The sequence below is a fragment of the Exiguobacterium sp. N5 genome (genome assembly GCF_025842465.1).
GTDB lineage: Bacteria > Bacillota > Bacilli > Exiguobacteriales > Exiguobacteriaceae > Exiguobacterium > Exiguobacterium profundum.
In genome coordinates, this window is sequence record NZ_JAPAEP010000003.1 from 114,893 (window position 1) to 134,668 (window position 19,776).

A 19,776-nucleotide genomic window follows, 5' to 3' on the forward strand; every position below is an offset into this window, starting at 1 on the left:
TCGATGTCACTGTGGCGTATGGAATGGGCGCGGAGTCTGAGACAGCGTGAGAACTATGTATTCTTAGTTATATGGATTCTCACGCTCGTTCTACTCGGAGGACTCGGACAAGCACTACCTGTTGCTGCGGACTATACAAACGTAAGTGCAACGCTCATCACGGTGCTCGGTCTGTTACTTCCTCTTTTCATCTTATTGACGACAGCGCTTCATTGGGGACAGGAACAGGAATCGAAGCGATTGAATCTCCTCTCAACATTTACCTATCCTAAATGGAAGTTGATTTTAGTCCGATTCAGTTCATTTCTCGTGACACAAGGACTTATTCTGCTGTTGGCTTTCCTCGTTGCTTCGCTCGTTGTCGGACAATCAAGTGAGACTTGGATGATTTTGTTTTCCTACGCCATTGGATTAACAATCTACGCGACAGCGCTCGGAACTTTGCTTGGACTAATCGCGCGCAAGCGGATTCGAGCGATGTTACTGGCCTTCCTCACATGGACGATCCTCGTGTTGCTTTGGCCAACGTTTCTCGTGACCATCGTTTCCTGGCTTCCTTACGGTATGCAAGTGAACGGCATGATTGTGGCGCTGTTTCTGAATGGATTTGACTTGATGCGTGTATGGGCCAGTACGATTGTATCCTCTTCAGATGTGTTTGGGGATGTCTATCTCCACCTGTTGAATTGGATGCATCGACCGATTGGATACGCTGGAGTCTGGTTGAGCTTGCTTACGGCAAGTGGTTTCTTGTTATCACTTGCCTCGACGGTGATGTACGGAGGGAATCGTCATGATTAACTGTTTAGATGTAGGGAAAAAATACGGTGATTCGTGGTCACTCCATCCCATTCGTGAAGACATCGTCTCGGGGAAAATCGTGGCGTTGTGTGGAAGCAATGGTGCCGGAAAATCGACGCTGTTGAATCTGATGAATGGTACCATCAAACCGAGTACCGGCAACATTCAATTGAATGGTTATACGATTAAACAACGCGCGAAATATAATGAGAGTTTTGGCTATATGCCGGATGATTTCTATTTTGATGAGGCATGGACAGTTGAGGAGACATTCATCTACTACGCTACCTTGCAAGGGGCACATCCGACTCTGGAGATTTTAAAACGAGTCGGTCTGTACGAGCATAAACGAAAGCGCGTCTCCGAACTCTCAAAAGGGATGCGGCAACGTCTCTTGTTGTCTCAAGCTCTTGTAAGCGAACCAGACATTTTGTTGTTGGATGAACCGACGAACGGACTCGATCCGCTATGGATGCAAATGCTCAGCGAACTATTGCGACAAGAGGCCAAACGGGGGGCGACCATCGTGTTTTCAACGCATCAACTTGACGTCGCCGCCATGTTGGCAGATGAGGTCTGGATGATGCGAGCGGGTGCTGTTTGTGGGAAGGTATATGTCCAAGAAGAACAAGCCGCATATGAACGACTAAGAGAATTCTTTTTCGAATCGAAAGATGACACTTGTCAAATGGACGCGGCTCGCACAAAATAATAGACAGTTGAAGTGGTGCTCGGAACCTTCCGACGCCACTATTTTTTTGGGGAGATGGAATGAATGAGAAAAAATGTGACGGTTGCCCTATTACTGGCAACCTTTTTAGCAGCGATTGAAGGGACGGTCGTATCGGTTGCGACACCGGTCATTGCCAGTGAGTTGAACGGAGCGACGCTCGTCAGCTGGGTATTTGCCGCTTTCTTACTTTTTACAGCGGTTTCGACACCGATTTATGGAAAAGTGGCAGACTTATTCGGGCGAAAGCGCGTCCTGTTGTTTGGAATCGGGTTGTTCACCGTGTCTTCATTGTTATGTGGGTTAGCGACATCGATGGAACAACTCATTGTCTTTCGGGCGCTGCAAGGTCTCGGGGCCGGAGCCGTGCTTCCGATTTCGATGACGATTATTGGAGATTTATATAAATACGAAGAGCGTGGGAAAATTCAAGGAATTCTAAGTGCGGTCTGGGGTGTATCGGGTGTGCTTGGCCCCGTCATCGGTGGATTTTTGGTCGAAACGTTGTCTTGGCGTTACGTATTCTTATTAAACGTGCCATTTGCGTTACTCTCGTTCATCATGATTATCGTCTTTTATAAAGAAACCGTCGCTGAAACGAGCGAGCGGATTGATTTGAAAGGTGCTCTCTTGTTCGCTGGAGGAACGACCGCGTTTTTATACGCCTTGATCACGTTCAGTGAAACGAATGAATGGACGACGACCATCGTCGGGAGTGGCGTAATTAGTCTTGTTTTGTTAGGGGGATTCTTCCTATCGGAAAGAAGAGCAACCTCTCCTTTATTGCCGTTTGATTTGCTCAAGCAACCAACGATTGCGGCCATCAACGGCTCTGTCTTTTTTGCAGCTTGGGTGCTCGTTTCAATGTCAGCTTACATCCCAATTTGGGCGCAAGCAGTATTAGGAAAAACAGCAACCGAGGCTGGATTCATGTTGATGCCGTTGTCTGTTGCATGGACATTCACATCGATTATCGGAGGACGGACGCTCGGTGTGGCATCCCCGAGACGTCGCGCGTTGGTTGGTATGGGGTTACTCGTCATCGGAACCCTCACGTTGACACTCTTATCTCAATCAAGCTCGGATTTCTGGGTATATGGTGCGGTGGCTTTGATTGGGGTAGGATTCGGATTGTCACAGCCGATGTTTATCGTCGTCTTACAAACCGTCGTTTCCTATCAGCAACGAGGAACGGCGACTGCGACCAACTCCTTCTTAAGTACGGTCGGTCAAACGCTCGGTGTAGCAGTCTTTGGAGCCGTCTTTAACTTTGTCGTACTCAATGATTTTAAAGAAAGCAGCTCCTTATCCCAAGTGTCTTTGGAAGACTTCTTCAATCAAAGTGTGACGGAGACGTTAAGCGCGTCTGTCCGTCTGCAAGGTGAACAAATCATCGCGACCGGGTTGAATGGGATCTTCATCGGGGCGATGATTGCGGCCGTGATTGCATTCATCATCGCAACTCGTTTGCCGGCCCGCCCACCGGAACCTTCACAGCGTTCGTAAAACAGGGGTATGATGAAGGAAAGGGAGGCGAACCGACATGAAACGTCAAATTGGGATTGTGACACTATTGTTTCTTATGGGATGTACGCCAGAACCGACGAACGAAGGTACGGAGCCACCACCTGCTGAAGAATCGACTCGTGATGAGTCGGCAACATCTGAAGAATCGAATACCACTAAAGAGACGGAACTGAACATCGGGGAAGTGACCACCGTCGCTGAGAATCTAGAGATCCCGTGGTCACTCGCTCGAAGTGCGGATAAATGGTTCGTATCGGAACGTGGTGGGACCATCACGGTAATCGATGATTCCGGTAGCGCGACGCAATCTGACGTGAACTTGGACGAAGACGTATTTGAGATTGGTGAAGGAGGATTCCTCGGCATCGCGCTGAGCGACGATTTTGAATCGAGTGGCATCCTTTACGCATATCATACGTACGGTTCATCGGGAAGAGACGTCAAGAACCGGGTGGTAGAGTTGACGTGGGATGGAGAACGTTTCGAGGAAACGGGTGTCTTGATTGACGAGATACCAGGGGCACGTTTCCATAACGGTGGACGTCTATTAGTCGATGGAGCGTATCTTTGGGTGACGACGGGCGATGCGCTCGTGCCAGAACTTGCTCAAAACGAGTCATCTTTGGCGGGGAAGATTTTACGAATTCCATTATCGGGTGAAGGCGAACCGACCGACTGGATTTATTCGCTTGGTCATCGAAACCCTCAAGGACTCAGCCGGATGGATGATACGCTTTATGCGAGTGAGCATGGGGCGAGTGGACATGACGAGGTCAACGTGATAGAAGAAGGAAACAATTATGGATGGCCACTCATTGAGGCAAACGAGGAACGAGAAGGTCTCATCACGCCATGGTTTGAAGTTGGTGAGACGTCTTGGGCACCATCTGGAATTGCGACCGATGAACGGTACGTATACATGGCGACACTTCGGAATGAGCGGCTCGTGGCCATCGATCGTGAAACGAAGCAAGTCACGACAATTGTCGAAGGGGTAGGACGGATTCGTGATGTGTGGTTGAACGACGATACGTTGTATTTTATTTCGAACAATACGGACGGACGAGGCAATCCGCAATCGCAAGACGACAAACTCTATCAAGTGACCATCCGCTAGAAACTGACGAATCCGTCAGTTTCTATTTTTTTTCGTTGTTTCTTCTGGAAGGAACGGTATAATTAAACATGTATTTTGGAAAAAGAAGGGGAATTTAGATGAATCATTCAAACTTGGTACATAAACGAGAAAATTTATACTTCTCATTATTAGTCGCAGCAAGCGTACTCGTCTTGATTTTAGGAATCGTACTGACGATTGCATCGTTCGGTCTTTTCTTGTGGATCATCGGGACGATCGTAGCACTCTCAATGTTTACGCACTGGATTCAAATCGGGTATATTCGGACGAACGGTGTCAAGGTGACGCCTCGTCAGTTCACAGAGCTTCATGAGCTGGTTCAACGCGTCGGGGCTGAGATGGGGATTCGTTTGTTGCCAGATGTGTATATCTTACAGGCCGGTGGTGTGTTAAATGCTTTCGCCACGCGATTCTTCCAAAAGAATATGGTCATCTTATATTCTGATGTCGTGGAATTGACACGTACTGGACAGACGAAAGAAGTCGAGTTTGTCATCGCACATGAATTGGCACATATTCGTCGGAACCACGTTCAAAAACAATGGGTTGTCTTACTTGGTAGCATCATTCCGTTTTTAGGATCAGCTTATTCGCGTGCATGTGAGTATACGTGTGACCGGATGGCAGCGCATTATCTTCAAGATTTTGGAGCGGCGAAACAAGCGTTGACCGTACTTGCGATCGGGGGACCGCTCGCGAAAGAAGTGAATGAGTTTGACTATCTGTATGAAGCGAGCCGAGAGAACGGATTCATCGCGAAATATAGTGAACTGTTGTCGACGCATCCGACGTTACCGAAACGCATCGCGGCGATTGCGACACATGCGGGCGAAGAAAACGTACCGGTCTTTAAAACAGCGGGATATGTGAAAGCCTCTATCATTTCGATGATTCTATTGACTGTCATCGGAAACGGAGCCATCATCGCCTTACTCGTCATGAACGATGATTTATCTGATTTTGTCGCATCGGCCATGAGCGAGGATTTCGAAGAGGATTGGGAAATGGAATTAGGAGAACCGATTCAAGAATTGACGTTCATGAATGCGAGTTATGAAGAAATTGAAGCGGAACTGGCAAACGTGACGGATGTGAACATCCAAGACGAATATGGGGAAACACCGCTCCATAACTTGTTCTATAATGATGACGTCGATCCTGAGACGGTCCGTCTCTTACTTGATCACGGTGCAGACGTGACCATTGAGAACGAAGAAGGTATGACACCGATTGATGTGGCGCGAGAAATGGGACACGGTCCACAACTCATTGATTTAATGGAATCGTATTAATCATCACGTAATCCTTGTTTCGAAAGAAACGAGGATTCTTTTTTAGGATTTTTGCAAACGTTTGCATAGTGCATGATATACTCATGAGGTAGGGGGGATAGCGGTGAATAGCATTCGGACAAAGTTAACGGGAATGATTGCATTAACCATCATCGTGCCAGTCATTATCGCGACAATCATTTCATTTTGGTATGTGGAGGATCGAGAACGTGAACGCGGTCTAGAAATGACGGAATGGTCGCTTGAACGGGGGACGCGTCAGATGGAACGCTATATCTCTGACTTGAGTCGCTTGCCGACTAGCCTATACGCAGATCGTGACGTATTGGACATACTGGAATACGGACCGGGACTGTCGTTAAGAGAAACGGAGATTGAAGTGCGACGAGCGCTCCTCGCAATGTATTTGTCCCGGGAAGACGTGGCGCAAATTCAGCTGTTGATGCTTGAAGACATGGATTCATTCGCAGCGTATAAAATGAAAGTATCACCGCGTTCCAAAAAAGAACCGAGCGCTGTCCAACGACAGTTGTTGAATAATCCGAAAAGTCGTGTCTTGCTTGAAGCGTCACATCCGCTCATTCCGTATCATGATTTCGGACCAATCATGACACAAGAAGATGTCGTCACCCTCCATTTCAGACTCGATAAAATTGAAACGGACGAACCGCTCGCGATTCTGTCGCTCGATATCCCGGAAGATCTGTTCATCGGACAGTTGGCTTCTCTTCAAAATAGTCCGGAGGAAAGTCTATGGTTCGTTGGTGAGGACAATCGTGTGTTCGCCCATCTTGGAGATGGCGAGATTCCTTCGTCGTTTCAACCGAGATCGCTCTCGACCGATGGAAATCATCATCAAATCACGAAAACATTTGAGTTCGACCATCAGCAATTCTATGTCGGGAAGTCGATTCCAGATCAGCTCTTGACGGAACCGGCTTCACGAACATCGTTCATTATTTTGTTAGTCGGAATCATCTCACTCATTCTGGCATTGATTGGCGCCACGTACGCCTCGATGAAACTGACGACTCCGATTAAGACGTTGACCTCGAACATTTGGCGAATTGAGCAAGGCGATATGACGGTCTCGTTCGATTCCCTCGGAAATGATGAGTTCGGCGTACTCGGGAGACAGTTCAAGCGGATGATTGAGCGAATCGACGATCTGATTCAACGGGAGTATAAGCTTGCCTTAGAGAACCGAACGAATGAACTACGTGCCTTACAGGCGCAAACTAATCCGCACTTCTTATTCAATGCGTTACAGTCGATCGGCACACTGGCTTTAAAGGGAGATGGCAAAACCGTCTATCGATTGATCACACAACTCTCTTCGATGATGCGATATACGATGCATCCAGAAGAGTCGATGGTCACGCTAAAGAGAGAAATCGAGCATTTGAACTCATACATTCGCCTGCAAGACGTTCGTTTTCCAAATCAGTTTCAAGTGAGCGTCTCAGTCCCTGAGGACCTCCATGAACTGATTGTTCCAAAGATGATTTTACAGCCGCTCGCAGAGAACTTTTTCAAACATGGGTTCGAGCGAGACGGCTCGGCTTTAGCGAATCGATTTGACGTGATGGTCTGGATGGAAGGGGCGACACTCGTGATTCGCTGTGAGAACAGCGGACGTTCCTTGACGACGGAAGAATGGGAACGGGTCATGTCACGTATTGAACAAGGGGACTCGACATTTTATGACACAGAGGGTACAGGATTACGAAACATTCGTGATCGACTCATGTTAAACTATAATCGGGAGGCAGAATTTATGTTGGCTACACCTGAAACAGGCGGTTTTCGAATCATGATGCGTTTCCCGGCAACGGATGAAGGGGTGGCATCATGACGAAAGTGTTGATTGTAGATGATGAATCTCCAGTAAGGGAAGCGGTGAAATTACTCGGCGAATGGGAGCGGTTCGGTGTGAAGGCCGTACTCGAGGCGAAGAACGGACTTGAGGCAAAGGCGCTCATCGAGCAGGAGCGACCGGCTTTAATTCTATCGGATATTCAAATGCCACATTGTGATGGAATCGAGCTGATGGAGTGGGTACACGACCACGCTTCATCCTCTAAGCTCGTTGTGTTGACAGGTTACGATGAATATTCGTACATGCGCCGGGCCATCCAGTACGGGAGCTTTGATTATCTGTTGAAGCCGATCGACCCGGATGTACTAAACGATACGTTGTCACGGGCGTTAGCGGGCGTGATGACGGAGTCGAGTGAAGATCCGATTGCCCAAATTGGTACGTACATTGAACAGCACTTTGCGGAAGAGCTGAGTTTGCAAGGAATGAGTGAACGGTTTTACTTAAGTCGGGAGTATATCTCACGACGATTTAAACAACAATATGGCGTGAATCTATCTGAGTACGTGTTGACAATTCGGATGAACGAAGCAAAGCGCCTGTTAGAAACGAGTAGACAGCGTATCTATGAAGTCGCCCAAGCAGTCGGCTTTTCGGACGACAAATATTTCCGAAAGGTCTTTAAAAAACAAGTCGGTGTTACTCCGAACGAATTTCGGGAACAAGTTCAACGACAAGCTTAAAGGAGGAATTCAAACATGAGTGTACACATTGGAGCTCAAGAAGGACAAATTGCAGAAACGGTATTACTTCCAGGGGATCCGCTTCGCGCCAAGTATATCGCGGAAACGTTTTTAGAAGACGTCGAATTATATAACGAAGTTCGTGGCATGTACGGCTTCACGGGAACATACAAAGGAAAACGCATCTCAGTGCAAGGTACAGGGATGGGTGTCCCATCGATGTCGATTTACGTGAATGAACTCATCATGTCGTACGGTGCTAAAAACTTGATCCGTGTCGGAACAGCGGGCGGAATTCAAGAAGATGTTAAGGTACGTGACGTTGTTATCGCGATGAGCGCATCAAGTGAAATGGGACAAAACCGTGTCCGTTTCAACGGAATGGACTATGCGCCAACAGCGACGTTCGACCTCCTACATCGTGCGTATATGAATGCAGAAAAAGCGGGTATCCCGGTCAAAGTCGGACAAATCTTCACGGCTGACCAATTCTATCAAGATGATTTCCATCACTTCAAGAAATGGGCGGACTTCGGTTGCCTCGCGATCGAGATGGAAGCAGCAGGTCTTTACACGCTTGCAGCGAAACATAAAGTGAACGCGTTGACGATCCTCACGATCTCTGACCACTTGTTGACGGGTGAAGAGACGACTTCAGAAGAGCGTCAATCGACGTTTGATGAAATGATTCGTGTCGCTCTCGACACAGCCGTCGAAGTAACAAACTAAGCGATTTTCCCTATAGCCTTTGGCTGTAGGGATTTTTTGTGTCTAAACCTATTCATCCCTATGAAACGGTTGGAGCTCCAGCTAGACTAAGAATAAGATCACGGGAAAGAGGAATTGTCCGATGAAAACTCCATCACGTTTTATATTATATGCAATCGTATTCTTTGCCTTTTTTGATTTATTCGCCCAACTTCCGATCATGAGCACATTTGCGGTATCCGTTGGGGCATCCTCGTTTATCGCTGGCTTTTCCATTGCAATCTATTCGTTGACGAACACGTTTGGAAATATGTTATCTGGTATATGGACTGACAGAAATGGTCCATATCGGGTTTTGGTTCTCGGCTTGTTTCTGACGAGCTTCAGTTTATTGGCTTATCAGTTCGTCGACTCAGCATTTATGTTGCTGTTTGTACGGTGTATTCATGGCTTTATGGCCGGACTCATCGTCCCAGCTGCATTTACGCTGTCGGCGAACGTCACCGCGATGAACCGTCAAGGTAAGAAAGTCGCCATTACCGGTAGTTTCGTCGGGTTAGCTGCCATTATCGGTCCAGCATTCAGCGGTATCGTCGCAAGCATCACATCGCCACCAACTGTCTTTTTATTCGTCTCTTTATTCGGTTGGGTGATTCTCATCGTGACGATTGTGACAATGCGAGGAAGTCAAACGGTCGAGACAATAATAGAAAAAGAGAGGACACGGGAAAAACCGGATCCGAAAGTGCTTCGTGCCTATTGGGGCGCTTTTTTCCTCATGTTTTCTCAAGGGGCGCTCGCCTTTTTACTGCCGCTCCATGTGCAGGAACTTGGATATGATTCACGATTGAGCGGGACATTGCTCAGTATGTTCGGCGTGGTAGCCGTCCTGTTCTTTTTATTGCCGACGAACCGATTGTTTGATCGATTCTCTCCGACAAAGTTGACCGCACTTGGGGTGGCTATCATCGGGATAAGCCAGGTGTTAATTGGACAATCGGGTGTACAAACTAGCCTGTATGGGGTACTTGCCTTATATGGTGTCGGGTTTGCCATTTTATTCCCGGCCATTAATACGTTGTTGATCCAATCGACCTCTCCACAAAATCGAGGGAAAGCATACGGGGCGTTCTATGCCTTTTTCTCTCTCGGAACGGTAGCGGGGTCATCATTCTTAAGTGTTCTTCCACTCTCGATCGTCCAGCAGTTCACACTGACCGGCTTGATTTTAGGGAGCGCAAGCCTGCTCTTTCTGATCAGCGCGCGAAAAAGAGTACGAATGTTTTGACACGAGGGAAGCAATCGCTTACTCTATGAAAAAGCGTTTAAACATTTAAACGCTTTGTATTATAGTAGGTTGATGAAAGCGTTTTTTTAGATTCACGTTTCACACGATGATAAAATGAGATAAATGTGATGAATCATAAGGAGGAAAGTTCATGCTGGCACCGATTGAACAGTTGACGATTGACGAGCTAGTCCAGAAACAGCGCCGCTTCTTTAAAACACAGGCGACAAAATCGATGGCATTTCGTTTGAGCATGCTGACGTTTTTAAAGGAGTCCATTAAGCATTATGAAGCGGATTTGCTTGAGGCACTTCGCGAAGATTTGAACAAATCCGAATTGGATGCGTATACGACAGAAATCGGATTTATTTACGATGAGATTTCACGAACGACGCGTGAATTGAAGCGGTGGATGCGTCCGAAGCGTGTCCGTGGGACGGCGATTCATCTTGGGATGAAGAGTGAGATTCAGTATGAGCCGTACGGTACGGTGTTGATCATCGCTCCATGGAATTATCCATTCCAATTGGCTGTTGCTCCGCTCATTGGTGCGATTGCCGCAGGGAATACAGCTGTTGTCAAACCTTCAGAATTGACGCCGAATGTTGCGCGTGTCCTGACGCAGGTGCTCGAGCGTGCCTTCACCAATCGATATGTGGCAAGTGTCGAAGGGGATAAAGACACAGCGCAAGAGCTGTTGGCACAAAAATGGGATTACATCTTCTTCACGGGATCGACGCAAGTCGGGCGAATCGTCAATCAGGCGGCAGCGAAGCATCTGACGCCAGTCACGCTCGAACTAGGTGGGAAATCACCAGTCATCGTTCACGGAGATGCGAACGTCTCCATTGCGGCAAAACGTGTCGCCTGGGGTAAATGGATGAACGCAGGTCAAACATGTGTCGCACCAGACTATGTGCTCGTCCACGAATCGCAACAAGACGCATTTTTAGCAGCGATTAAACAAGAGGCGTTTGCGATGTTCGGGAATGGTGTCGGCACGAAACGATACACGCGTATCGTCAATGAATCGCACTTCGACCGTTTGTCTCACTATTTGACAGAAGGGGACCTTGTGTTCGGTGGAGAGACGAACCGAGATGAGCTTAAAATTGCGCCGACCGTCATGACAAATCTTCATGAAGATGCTGATGTGATGAAAGATGAGATTTTCGGTCCGATTTTACCAGTCATTCCATATCGTCAATTGGACGAAGTAATCGAGTTCATCTCAGACCGACCACACCCATTGGCGCTCTATCTCTTTACCGAGTCGAAGGAAGTGGAGAGAACCGTCATGAAGCACCTTTCCTTTGGAGGCGGGTGCGTGAATGATGTCATCATGCATTTGACGAATCCGAATCTACCGTTCGGTGGAGTGGGCGAGAGCGGAATGGGGGCTTATCATGGTCGAACGAGTTTTGAGACGTTCAGTCATGCGAAGTCTATTTTAAAGAATACGACGAAATTTGATTTACCAGTCCGGTATCCGAACTTCAAACCGGCTGAACAATTGATTCGACTGATTCAACGATGAATCGATGTAAAGATTCGGGGTCATACCCGAATCTTTTTATTTTCAAAAGATTGTTTGAAATGTCACATACTTTTATGATACTCCCTGTCACACTCCTGTATAATAAAGTCATAAATGGAACGGACGAATGAAACGTGGAGGGAGCACCGACCTATGTCAATGCAATGTGGAACGACCCAACCGAACAGTTTTGTATTCTCAGATGAAACGAAACAGCTGTTACTCGAAATGATGACGCTTCAGCATCATCCAAAAGCGAGTATCGTGTGTTGGGAAGGTGAGAAGTGTGATAAGTTCTTTTATTTGAAGAGTGGATCTGTCAAATTCACGAAAATCACGAAAAAGGGAAATCCACTCGTCATGTTCATGTATGGATCGGATGATTTCTTTGGTGAGTTTGACATCGTGGAGACATTCCCTAGTTCGTATAGCATCGAAACGACTGAAGAGAGTACCATCGGGACGATTTCAAAACGAGAGTTAGAATCGCTCATGCAGCGCGATATCCGTTTTGCCGGAGAAATCTTGCGCTGGACATCGATGATGCGTAAGCATTCCGAAATGAAAGTGCGCGACTTATTGTTGTATGGAAAACCTGGTGCATTGGCTTCGACGTTGCTTCGAATGGCCGCGATGCATGGAGTGGAGGAAGAAGATGCAATCGTGATTCCTCGTCATCCGTCTGACGGAGAACTCGGACAACTGATTGGAGCACCGCGTGAGACGGTGAACCGATTGATCAGTCAGTGGCGAAAAGAAGGTGTCATCAGCACAACAACGAAATCAATCATCATTCGCGATGTCGACTTTTTAAAAGAGTTATGCCATTGCGAAGGCTGCCCGGCAGGAATATGTCGTTTGTAAACCGCCCCATGTGGAGGCGGTTTTTTTGTGGATTGGTTTTGTACAAATGTGAACTTTATGTGTTGAAACTACGCAAAATTGATGTGATTGTCACTTTTGGAGTGATAAATATCACATATTATCACCAGAGCGATTGCATACAATAAAGGTGGAAAAACAAGCGAAAGGGGTCTTACACGTGGAACATAAAGATGGACAAGAACCGAATTTAAAAGGAACGTTCACATCGGTCATGATCGTGGCGGGTGTCATCATCGCCATGTGGTCATCAGTCTTTTACTTATTCGTCACTCGATAAGAATTCAGGGAGGAGGGTCTCATTATGCATATTCATAAACTAGAAAAATATTGGCTTACATTCGGCATCATTCTACTCGCAGTCTTCCTGACTGTTCTCGGGGTATCCGCATTCGCGGCAGGTAATCAACCCGCATCGGATGCAGACTTGATTGACCCGGCAAAAGTAAATCAGACGGCTCCGTTCGACAAACCAGGACTTCATCAAATTGGTGAAAATGAGTACGAGCTCGTCATGATCGCACAAGCGTTTACGTTCACACCAGGGAATGTTGAAATCCCAAAAGGGGCAAAAGTGACGTTCCTCGTGACATCACCTGACGTCGTCCACGGATTTCAGTTGACGGGTACACCGGTCAACATGATGATCATTCCGGGACATATCAACTCGTTGACGTACACATTCGAAGAAGCTGGCGAATTTTTAATCTTGTGTAACGAATATTGTGGTACAGGGCATCATATGATGTCGACTAAAATCAAGGTGGTGGAATAAATGAATGACGTATCATCTAAACTGAAGCAATGGGAGATGGAACGCGGCGTACCGGTTCCGAGTATCGGAGCCAAAGAGTCACGTCTTGCCTACGGACACGTTCTCGTATCCGTTCTCGCCATCTTGATTGGAGCGCTAGCTGGATTGACTCAGACATTGATTCGGACGGGTGTCATTCCTGAAATCTTTGGATACTATCAACTTCTGACTGCACACGGAATCATGCTTGGACTCGTCTTTACGACGATGTTCATTATCGGTCTTTTATATGCGTTACTCGCGAAATCGTTCGGTCGCTTTGAATCATTCCCGACGCGTGTCGCGTGGCTCGGTTTTTGGACGATCATTATCGGTGCTGTCATGGTAACCGTCATGATTTTGGCCAATAAAGGGACGGTCTTATATACGTTTTATGCGCCACTCATGGCAGATCCGCTCTTCTATGTCGGACTCGTGTTATTCGTAGTCGGGACATGGTTGTCGTCTTTCGCGATGTTCCGCATGTATGCGGATTACAAGCGTGACAACCCTGGTGTTCATCCACCACTTCCGGCTTATATGAGTATCATGACGATGCTTCTTTGGGACATTGCGACACTTGGTGTCGCAGCCACGATTTTATTCCAGCTCCTTCCGCTCTCGTTAGGATGGACGGATACAGTCGGAATCGAGTTATCTCGTACATTGTTCTGGTACTTCGGTCACCCGCTCGTTTATTTCTGGCTCATGCCGGCATACATCGTGTGGTATACGGTCGTACCGAAAGTGATCGGTGGGAAGATCTTCTCGGATGCGTTGGCGCGGATGGCGTTCTTGCTGTTCTTACTCTTCTCATTCCCGGTCGGTTTCCACCATCAGTTGACAGAGCCAGGGATTGAACCGTTCTGGAAATTCGTTCAAGTCATCTTGACGTTCTTAGTCGTCATCCCATCATTCATGACTGCATTCTCGCTCTTTGCGACGTTCGAACTTCGTGGACGTGCGCTCGGCGCGAAAGGGCTGTTCGGATGGGTGAAGAAAATGCCATATGGCGATGTTCGCTTCCTTGCTCCTTTCGTTGGGATGTTGTTCTTCATCCCGGCCGGTGCAGGTGGAATCATCAACGCGTCTCACCAATTGAACGCGATGGTCCACAATACGCTTTGGGTCACAGGACACTTCCACATCACAGTCGGAACTGCCGTCGCCTTGACGTTCTTTGGAACAGCGTACTGGCTCGTCCCAGTCCTTCGTGGTCGCACGTTGACGAAGGCGATGAACAAGCTTGGATTGATTCAAGCAGGAACATGGGCGTTCGGTATGGCGATCATGTCCTATGCGATGCATATCTCAGGATTGAACGGGAACCCACGTCGAACGGGTCCGGCAACTTATTTCTCGGATGCGTTGACGCGTGAGTGGATCCCATATCATGTCATGATGGCAATCGGGGGAACGATTTTGTTCATCTCCGTTCTCATCTTCGTCTACTCGATGTTCAACTTGTCATTCCTCGCTCCAAAAGGCGAAGAAGAATTCCCGCTCGCCGAGACAGAAGAGGCGGCGATGGATACACCGCGTTACTTCGAGAATTGGAAGCTATGGATTACCGTGACATTTGTCTTGATCGCATTTGCATACACCGTTCCAATCTGGCACTTGATTGAGAGTGCGCCTCCAGGAGCGCGTGGTTGGGTACTCTGGTAAACTGAAGTCAGCTCATTCGTGAGCTGACTTCTTTTGTGTGAGGAGGAACGATATGAACATAGTAGACGTCATCCGTGCGGCGCGTTCGATGCACTCAGAGAATCGACCGTTTGTCGTGGCGATTGATGGACTGAGCGGAGCGGGCAAGACGACGCTCGTTTCATATTTGAACAATGACCCTAGCATTTACGTTCTTCACATCGATGACTATATCGTCGAACGTGACAGACGCTATCAGACCGGACAGCTTGAATCGACTGAGTATTACGCACTTCAATGGGACGTGTCACGCTTAGAACGTGAACTGTTTCGTCCATTGAGGAATGGGATAACGGTATTGACGTTACCTCGTTACGTGTATAAACGAGATGTCATCGCAGAAGAGATTGTGGACATATCATTCGCACATACAGTTGTCGTAGAAGGGATTTTTCTACAACGTCCGGAATGGCGTTCTTATTTCGACTATGTGATTTATCTCGACTGTCCCCGAAAAGTTCGGTACGAGCGAGTACTGAACCGGGATACATACCTCGGTGATCCAACAGCACGGCTTGAAAAATACAAGCGTAGGTATTGGCCCGGGGAAGATTTGTATCTTCAGCACGTCGACCCGAAAAGAGGAGCAGACATCGTGCTCTGACTGAACGTTTCAACATCTGACGTACGTGTCAGATGTTTTTTGTTTGGAGAAAATTTGAAAAAATGATTGACGTCTTAGTGTATTACGCTAATAATACAGTTAGAAAGTGTATTAACCATGTCATACACTTAGAAAGGTGATGAACATGCAATTCAATACGAGGACACCAGTTTACCTACAAGTCGTCGACTACTTCAAGAAGAAGATGGCACTCGGTAAACTGAAAGCCGGGGATGAAATGCCATCCCGGCGAGAACTAGCGAACGATTTAAAAATTAATCCGAACACCGTTCAAAAAGCGTTCAAAGAAATGGAGGACCAACAATTGATTACGACCGAACGAAATCGACCGAGTCGTGTAACGACAGATGGTACGGTATTGGCACAAATCCGCTCTGAGATTGTAGATGACGCGGTCGCGGTATTTGTGGAAGCGATTCAAGAACTCGACGTCTCGGTAGACGAGCTGGTCGATAAGATTAAACGTCAGTACAAGGAGGGGACGTACGATGATCGAAGTGTTGGGAGTTAAAAAGCGCTATCGCCGGAAACAAGTTATTGAAGACGTTTCGTTCACAGCGAAAAAAGGGGAAATCACGTGCCTGATCGGGCTGAACGGGACGGGGAAATCAACGTTATTGAAAGGCATCATGGGATTGACACCTTTTGATAAAGGTTCGGTATTGATTGATGGAAAACCAATTGATTTGAATCGTGTCGCCTTTGTCGCCGACCATGCGATGTTCCCAATTCATTTCACGATTGAGCAATGTGAAGCGTTTATGAAAGATTTCTATCCGACATTTGATTCGGCATTATTTGCTCGTCTCGTCGAAGATTTTAAATTATTCCCGGAAGATAAGTTGAGCGAGTTATCGAAAGGGACGCTCGCCAAAGCGAATCTTGCGCTCGGCATTGCCCAAGACCCTGATTATCTATTGCTCGATGAGCCGTTCTCAGGAATCGATGTCTTTTCGAAAGAACAGATTGTTGAACTGTTCTCAAGTGAAATCATGGAGAGCCGGGGCGTCCTCATTACGACACATGAAATAGAGGATATCGAGTACTTGATCGACAAGGCAGTCATGTTGAATAACGGACGCATCGTTCGTGAGTTTGACGTCGAGGATGTCCGTTTCATTCACGGGAAGTCGATCGTCGATGTGATGAGAGAGGAGTACGGGGCATGAATCTATTGAAACTATTGAGTTGGGAAGTTGAACGTGTCACGAAACCGTTCTTGACATTAGTCGCAGGTCTTATCGTTATACAGTTTGGATATCTCGGTTACTTTTTATGGGACGAAACAAACTTTTATGAACAGTTGCGACGTGAAGGAAATGCGGACTATCAACTATCATTTTTAAATTACTTAAATGGCACTCCGTATCTTTTATCACTCGGAATTGCCGTTGCAGCGATGTTGCTGTACAGCGTATGGATCTGGTATCGCGATTTTCAAGGACGAGGGACGTTCATGATGCGACTGCTCACGATGCCACAAAAGCGGATGACCTTGTTCTTCGCTAAACTCGCTACCATTTTAATGATGACGTTAGGGTTATTTGCCATCGAATGGATTGCCCTCAAATTACAGTACATAGCGTTCACGAGTTGGTTTGATGGAAAGATGATACCGATGGGAGGCTCATTCGAGCAAGCTATTTCCTACCATGGGATGTTAATGGTTATGTATCCTTCTTCGCTCATCAACTTTGTCATTCATCAATTGATAATCACGATTGCTGTGCTCTTCATCTTCACATTCGTGTTGATTGAACGAAGTTTCTGGCAACGGACGATGTGGTCACCGGTACTTAGCTTGTCGATTCTAGTTGTCATCTTGACCATTCCAATTTTAGGATACGCGTTCCTGTCGAATCGACTAATTTATGATGAGACGATCGTGTACGTCGGTATGGTATTGGTCGTATGGGCAAGTGTGACGATTTGGCTAGGTCGAAGATTTTTACAGACGAAACTGAATGTGTGAGGTGAGAAAATGAAACGAATGTGGAATGTGGCCGCGCTCGGTGCGGTCATCGTGATTGGGCTTGGGACGTTTGCCGTTGATGCGACGGAACCGAAAGCAGAATGGGCGTTAGACATCAGTTCGAATCCATCAGTGTGGGAAGACGCAGTGGTAGAGATTAGTTATAGCACAGAGGATGATGTTGAACAGCGGTTTGAAGTGACGACTGAAGAGAGTCACATCACGTCAAATTTGAACTATATAGCTGAGGGATTGCGATATCGGGAACGTTTGAATGGAGATGCGCGTTCCATTCATAGAATCATGAATGGATGGACGTATGCCCAATCGATTCGAACAGAAGACGGATATATCGGGGTCGGTCAGGATGGGATGAAAGAGCTCATCGTGTTTAAACAAGAAGATGGAGAAAAGTTATCGACATTTTCATTCGATGCCAGTGATTCAAAAATATACGACATCGTGAACGGGGTGTGGGCAGGCGCATTTCTGAATGATGGCCAGTTAAACTTAGTCTATCGAGATGGATATGACGGTGAAGAAAAAACAATGCTCGCTACGTTTAATGAAGCGATGAATGAGGTGACCGTCAAAGAATTGAGCATGGATAAAGGATTTATCACCCATGTCATCAATACGAATCGATTTTACGTTACTGATTTATTATCACAGATGGCAGAAACACGGTACATCCCTGTCGGTGTCAGCTCGTACGAAGTGATCCGAGAAGGGGAAGAGGAAATCAATGTTGAGGATCCGGATCCAGGACTCTTCGCTTACGATACAAAAACGGGTAAAGTTGTTCAACTGGCAGAAGGGCAAGGCTTTTGGGATTATACAGTGTCGGGCCACAACCTGTTCGCCTTAAATGAGGACGGCGAGGAACTTGTCATCGACTTGAACACCGGGAAACAAACGACCCGGGAAGTTCTTGATTCAGTGGATCACGCATTCTATGAAAATGGTCGCCTTTACCAAACGCGCCAAGCGAAAGACGGGGTCGTCATCGATGTATACGAGGATGGGAAACAAATCTCGAGTGCGGCAATCACGCCTGAAAATGAAGAAGCGCGTGATATGCTCGAACAGATTGACGTATATGTCAGATAAAAATATAAAAGATGGGTCCATCCAAAATATAAGTCAGAGTTATTATGAATGATGATTGCTACGATAACGTTATAACGATGAAAATGACTCATCTACTGCCTAAGCGGACATAGTTGTCCGTTTTTTTGTTTTGTACAACTCTAAATATAGACATATGTCTTGCCCCTTAGAACATCTTTTTCGGGCTTACATTCCAAATTTCAGTATGTTAATTTGCGAGTGAATGGGAGGTTATATAAATGAAAAATTCGACTAAAGAGTGGATTTATATCCTGCTCCTCGCAGCCATTACTGTTATACACTTTTTTGTGGATGGCTTGTCTGAGAATAGTAAAGCGGTTATAACCATTGTAATTTTTCTAATCGCTGTAGTGCTTAAGTTTGTAGTAAAAACGAAGGAGGATTAACTTGTCTATAAAATCGAAAGTCATATCAGTTATGATGGTGATGATACTCGTTTTGTCTACCTCATTTATACCAGGAGATTCAGCTAGCGCTGCTGAAGATTTGAATGAACAGGACTTACAGTTAATTGAGATCCTAACTGCAATCGAGAATATGCCGGATGAAGTGATTATGCAGGGCGAGGAAGCCATTAAAATATACCTTGAGAATGAAGTAAGTTTCACACTTGATTTGGATGAAAGACAAGGTTTAGCGGGTGTTCGAAAGGCTAGTATAGGTTCAATTGCAGGTTGTGTAGGAGCCGTTGGAACTGCAATCGTCATCAATTTTACTCCAGCGAAAATCCTGAAAATCAAATCTGCCTTGAAATCTGTCGGTGGTGCTACGAAGTTTGTTAAAGCAATCAAACCATACTATCAGATGTCACGAGAAGATAAATTAAGTAAGACAGCGTCACTCAAACAAGCTGTTCGACTCGCCGCTAAAGATGCAGGACCAGATGCGCGCGAAGCCTTGCTAGACCTCTTCGGTGTTTCATCTGTGATTGGATCATGTTCAGCAGCCTTTGGAAAATAAAAAAACTCCGATGGATTTCGGAGTTTTATAAAACTTGAGCGGGTCTTGGTATACCCGCTCTTTTTAGTAGCGTTGGAATACTGAACTTGTGCCGATCAACATGGTGAGGGGATGATTGCATGC

The 19,776-nt window shown here is 46.6% G+C and carries 20 protein-coding genes; all 20 read left to right on the forward strand.

What is annotated here, in order from left to right:
- The first annotated feature begins 3 nt into the window (after positions 1 to 3).
- The 20 genes from OKS35_RS13070 (at position 4) to OKS35_RS13165 (ending at position 19,653) form a co-directional block, all read left to right on the forward strand.
- A complete protein-coding gene (locus tag OKS35_RS13070; RefSeq protein ID WP_264093219.1) occupies positions 4 to 801 on the forward strand; it encodes an ABC transporter permease in 798 nt (265 codons plus the stop codon).
- A complete protein-coding gene (locus OKS35_RS13075; RefSeq protein ID WP_214691477.1) occupies positions 794 to 1,513 on the forward strand; it encodes an ABC transporter ATP-binding protein in 720 nt (239 codons plus the stop codon). The genes OKS35_RS13070 and OKS35_RS13075 overlap by 8 nt, the downstream gene beginning before the upstream one ends.
- 63 nt (positions 1,514 to 1,576) lie before the next feature.
- Positions 1,577 to 3,037 (forward strand): MDR family MFS transporter, encoded by a 1,461-nt coding sequence (locus OKS35_RS13080; RefSeq protein ID WP_214691478.1) that lies wholly within the window; start codon positions 1,577 to 1,579, stop codon positions 3,035 to 3,037.
- A 37-nt stretch (positions 3,038 to 3,074) separates the two neighbouring features.
- The gene (locus OKS35_RS13085; protein ID WP_264093220.1) at positions 3,075 to 4,175 is read left to right on the forward strand and encodes a PQQ-dependent sugar dehydrogenase; all 1,101 of its coding nucleotides are present in this window, start codon (positions 3,075 to 3,077) and stop codon (positions 4,173 to 4,175) included.
- A 98-nt stretch (positions 4,176 to 4,273) separates the two neighbouring features.
- Positions 4,274 to 5,488, forward strand: a complete 1,215-nt coding sequence (locus OKS35_RS13090; protein ID WP_214731599.1) for a M48 family metallopeptidase — start codon at positions 4,274 to 4,276, stop codon at positions 5,486 to 5,488.
- Positions 5,489 to 5,591: 103 nt separating this feature from the next.
- Positions 5,592 to 7,343: a sensor histidine kinase gene (locus OKS35_RS13095; protein WP_084543115.1), complete on the forward strand. Its 1,752-nt coding sequence runs from the start codon at positions 5,592 to 5,594 to the stop codon at positions 7,341 to 7,343.
- A complete protein-coding gene (locus tag OKS35_RS13100) occupies positions 7,340 to 8,050 on the forward strand; it encodes a response regulator (protein WP_074037751.1) in 711 nt (236 codons plus the stop codon). The genes OKS35_RS13095 and OKS35_RS13100 overlap by 4 nt, the downstream gene beginning before the upstream one ends.
- Before the next feature lie 15 nt (positions 8,051 to 8,065).
- Positions 8,066 to 8,779, forward strand: a complete 714-nt coding sequence (gene deoD, locus OKS35_RS13105; RefSeq protein WP_015880817.1) for a purine-nucleoside phosphorylase — start codon at positions 8,066 to 8,068, stop codon at positions 8,777 to 8,779.
- Between the two features lie 121 nt (positions 8,780 to 8,900).
- A complete protein-coding gene (locus tag OKS35_RS13110) occupies positions 8,901 to 10,046 on the forward strand; it encodes an MFS transporter (protein WP_196431572.1) in 1,146 nt (381 codons plus the stop codon).
- Positions 10,047 to 10,197: 151 nt separating this feature from the next.
- Positions 10,198 to 11,583, forward strand: a complete 1,386-nt coding sequence (locus OKS35_RS13115) for an aldehyde dehydrogenase (RefSeq protein ID WP_264093221.1) — start codon at positions 10,198 to 10,200, stop codon at positions 11,581 to 11,583.
- Between the two features lie 153 nt (positions 11,584 to 11,736).
- Entirely contained in the window at positions 11,737 to 12,447 is a 711-nt protein-coding gene (locus tag OKS35_RS13120) for a Crp/Fnr family transcriptional regulator (protein ID WP_015880820.1), read from the forward strand.
- Between the two features lie 178 nt (positions 12,448 to 12,625).
- Positions 12,626 to 12,745: a cytochrome c oxidase subunit 2A gene (locus tag OKS35_RS13125; protein ID WP_224863290.1), complete on the forward strand. Its 120-nt coding sequence runs from the start codon at positions 12,626 to 12,628 to the stop codon at positions 12,743 to 12,745.
- A gap of 24 nt (positions 12,746 to 12,769) precedes the next feature.
- Positions 12,770 to 13,240: a cytochrome c oxidase subunit II gene (locus OKS35_RS13130; protein ID WP_214731590.1), complete on the forward strand. Its 471-nt coding sequence runs from the start codon at positions 12,770 to 12,772 to the stop codon at positions 13,238 to 13,240.
- A complete protein-coding gene (locus tag OKS35_RS13135) occupies positions 13,241 to 14,926 on the forward strand; it encodes a b(o/a)3-type cytochrome-c oxidase subunit 1 (RefSeq protein ID WP_214779396.1) in 1,686 nt (561 codons plus the stop codon).
- Between the two features lie 52 nt (positions 14,927 to 14,978).
- Complete coding sequence (locus OKS35_RS13140; protein WP_264093222.1) at positions 14,979 to 15,569, forward strand: kinase; 591 nt, start codon at positions 14,979 to 14,981, stop codon at positions 15,567 to 15,569.
- Positions 15,570 to 15,708: 139 nt separating this feature from the next.
- On the forward strand, positions 15,709 to 16,101 hold the full coding sequence (locus tag OKS35_RS13145; RefSeq protein ID WP_074037745.1) for a GntR family transcriptional regulator: 393 nt from the start codon (positions 15,709 to 15,711) through the stop codon (positions 16,099 to 16,101).
- A complete protein-coding gene (locus OKS35_RS13150) occupies positions 16,079 to 16,759 on the forward strand; it encodes an ABC transporter ATP-binding protein (protein WP_214689170.1) in 681 nt (226 codons plus the stop codon). The genes OKS35_RS13145 and OKS35_RS13150 overlap by 23 nt, the downstream gene beginning before the upstream one ends.
- Complete coding sequence (locus OKS35_RS13155) at positions 16,756 to 17,562, forward strand: hypothetical protein (protein WP_264093223.1); 807 nt, start codon at positions 16,756 to 16,758, stop codon at positions 17,560 to 17,562. Before OKS35_RS13150 ends, OKS35_RS13155 begins: the two co-directional genes overlap by 4 nt.
- Before the next feature lie 9 nt (positions 17,563 to 17,571).
- Entirely contained in the window at positions 17,572 to 18,672 is a 1,101-nt protein-coding gene (locus OKS35_RS13160; protein WP_264093224.1) for a hypothetical protein, read from the forward strand.
- Positions 18,673 to 19,080: 408 nt separating this feature from the next.
- Positions 19,081 to 19,653: a hypothetical protein gene (locus OKS35_RS13165; protein ID WP_264093225.1), complete on the forward strand. Its 573-nt coding sequence runs from the start codon at positions 19,081 to 19,083 to the stop codon at positions 19,651 to 19,653.
- The last annotated feature ends 123 nt before the right edge of the window (positions 19,654 to 19,776 follow it).